General features: G+C 74.6%; 4 protein-coding genes. 1 reads left to right on the forward strand and 3 read right to left on the reverse strand.

All coding sequences use genetic code 11. The features are described from left to right. From CWIS_RS19840 to CWIS_RS08220, 3 genes are all read right to left on the reverse strand, one after another. A partial coding sequence (locus tag CWIS_RS19840) for a type VI secretion system tube protein Hcp (protein ID WP_197080793.1) occupies positions 1-133 on the reverse strand: 133 nt, incomplete at its 3' end. 134 nt (positions 134-267) lie between these two features. Next, positions 268-1011 carry a 5'-methylthioadenosine/S-adenosylhomocysteine nucleosidase gene (gene mtnN / locus CWIS_RS08215; RefSeq protein WP_229747454.1) on the reverse strand — a complete coding sequence of 248 codons (744 nt, stop codon included), beginning with the start codon at positions 1009-1011 and terminating at the stop codon, positions 268-270. Then, a complete protein-coding gene (locus CWIS_RS08220; protein WP_048342787.1) occupies positions 1008-1472 on the reverse strand; it encodes an S-ribosylhomocysteine lyase in 465 nt (154 codons plus the stop codon). Before CWIS_RS08220 ends, mtnN begins: the two co-directional genes overlap by 4 nt. A 105-nt stretch (positions 1473-1577) precedes the next feature. Here CWIS_RS08220 and CWIS_RS08225 point away from each other — a divergent pair. Beyond that, positions 1578-2109: acyltransferase (locus tag CWIS_RS08225; RefSeq protein WP_048342781.1), on the forward strand; the 532-nt coding region annotated here is incomplete at its 3' end.

Below are 2109 nucleotides of genomic sequence, written 5' to 3' on the forward strand. Positions count from 1 at the left end.
CGATCGACCGGCCCGAGCCAGTCACCGAGGGGACCGCGAGCGCCCAGCTGACGGACTGCACCTCGATCCACTTCTCGTGACCGCGGGTGCTCCCGTCGCCGTCGATCGACTCCAGCCGCAGGTACGTCGTCATCGCACAGCCCCCGCTCGTGCACACGCTCGCCACCCCCGACGCGCGCCGTCGAGGTCTCGACCAGCGTGGCACCGAGTCGGCAGCCGCGACCACGGGCGTCGCGGGTGAGATCGTCGCGGGTGAGAACCCGGCAGTCAGGCCTCCGCGCCGGGCAGGCGGCGCAGCGTCTCGCGCACGACGACGGCGGACCGGTCGGCGGCGTCGTCGACGTGCGTCGCGAACTCACCGGCCTCGACGGGGCTGCACAGGTCGCTGATGCCGCGCACGGACAGGAACGCCACCCCGAACCGGTGCGCGACCTGCGCGAGCGCGGCGGACTCCATGTCGGTCGCGAGCGCGTCGGGGAAGGCCGCGCGCACCCCCGCGACGCGCTCGGCGTCGACGAACACGTCGCCGGAGACGACGTCGCCGCGCAGCACCCGCACGTCGGCCGGCTCGGTCGACCAGCCGGGCAGCATGGCGGCCGCGGCGTGCGCGTGCTCGCGCAGCACCTCGTCGGCCGGGTAGGACGCGGGCATGCCCGGGACCTGACCGAGCACGTACCCGAACGCCCGCGCGTCGGCCCCCGTGTGGACGTGCGTGGAGCCGACGACGACGTCGCCGACGCGGACGCCGACCCCGAGACCACCCGCGCTGCCGCCGCTGACCAGCACGCGCGCGGGCCGGGCGGCGAGCGCGACGGCGGCCGCGGTGGCGGCGTTGACGAGCCCGATCCCGGCGCGGACGAGCAGCACCTGCCGTCCGCCGAGCGTGAGCAGGCGGTGCTCGGCGCCACCGGGCGCGTGCGTCGGGGCACCGGCCACGTCGGCCACCGCGACGAACGCGTCGGCCTCGACGGGCATGGCGACGACGACGACCGCGTCGAGCACGGTGGTCACGCCGTGACCGTCGACCACTGCGCGCGCTCGGCGAGGAATGCGCGTGCCGCGTCCTGCGCCCCGGCCAGCGAGTGGTGGGCGCCCCAACCGCACTGCACCTCGTTCGCCGCCGGCACCTCGTCGGCCCCGAGGACGTCCTGCAGGGTGGCCTCGACGAGCGCCAGCACGTCCTCGTAGACCCACTGCCCGGCGAGCGTGAGGTAGAAGCCCGTCTGGCAGCCCATCGGCGAGAAGTCGATGACGCGGTCGGTGTGGTTGCGCGAGTGCTCCGCGAACAGGTGCTCGAGCGAGTGCACGGTCGGCATCTCGAGGTGCGCGACGTTCGGCTGCGTGAACCGCACGTCGTACTTCTCGATCACGTCCCCGGCCGGCAGGGCCTTCGTGTCCGCGAGGCGCACGTACGGCGCGACCACGGTGCGGTGGTCCAGGTTGAAGGACTCGACGTTCATGCGGTCGGTCATCAGGGCTCCCAAGCGTTCGGTGACGGCGGCCATTGTCACTCACGCGCCTGCGGGGGCGCGCACCGCCGTCGTGCGGCGCGCAGGGTCGTCGGCTACCGTGCGCCGGTGCCCACGCCCCACGACCTCGCGCTCCCGGACGCCGCCCCGCGTCCGGCCGGTGTCGCGTCCGCCCGCGCGGGCTCCTCCGCGGTCGTCCAGGGCTTCCGGCGCGACGTCCAGGGGCTGCGGGCCGTGGCGGTCGTGCTCGTGCTGGCGTTCCACGCCGGGCTCCCGGTGCCGGGCGGGTTCGTCGGCGTCGACGTGTTCTTCGTCGTGTCCGGCTTCCTCATCACGGGGCTCGTGGCCGACGAGGTCCTGCGGACGGGCCGCCTGCGCCTCGGCCGGTTCTACGCTCGTCGGGCTCGTCGGCTCCTGCCGGCCGCCGCGCTCACGCTGGTCGCGGTCGTCGTCATGACGAGCGTCTGGCTGCCGGTCACGCGCTGGAGGGACATCGCGGGCGACGTGGTCGCGACCTCGCTGTACGTCGTCAACTGGCGCCTGGCCGACCGGTCGGTGGACTACCTCGCGCAGGACGCGGCGCCGAGCCCCGTGCAGCACTTCTGGTCGCTCGCGGTCGAGGAGCAGTTCTACGTCGTCT

This window comes from Cellulomonas sp. A375-1 (assembly GCF_001040865.1).
Taxonomy (GTDB): Bacteria; Actinomycetota; Actinomycetes; order Actinomycetales; family Cellulomonadaceae; genus Cellulomonas; species Cellulomonas gelida.

Excerpts from the sequence above, each read along its gene's own strand:
- CWIS_RS08220 (WP_048342787.1), bottom strand. The coding sequence starts at position 1,472 with ATGACCGACCGCATGAACGTCGAGTCCTTCAACCTGGACCACCGCACC.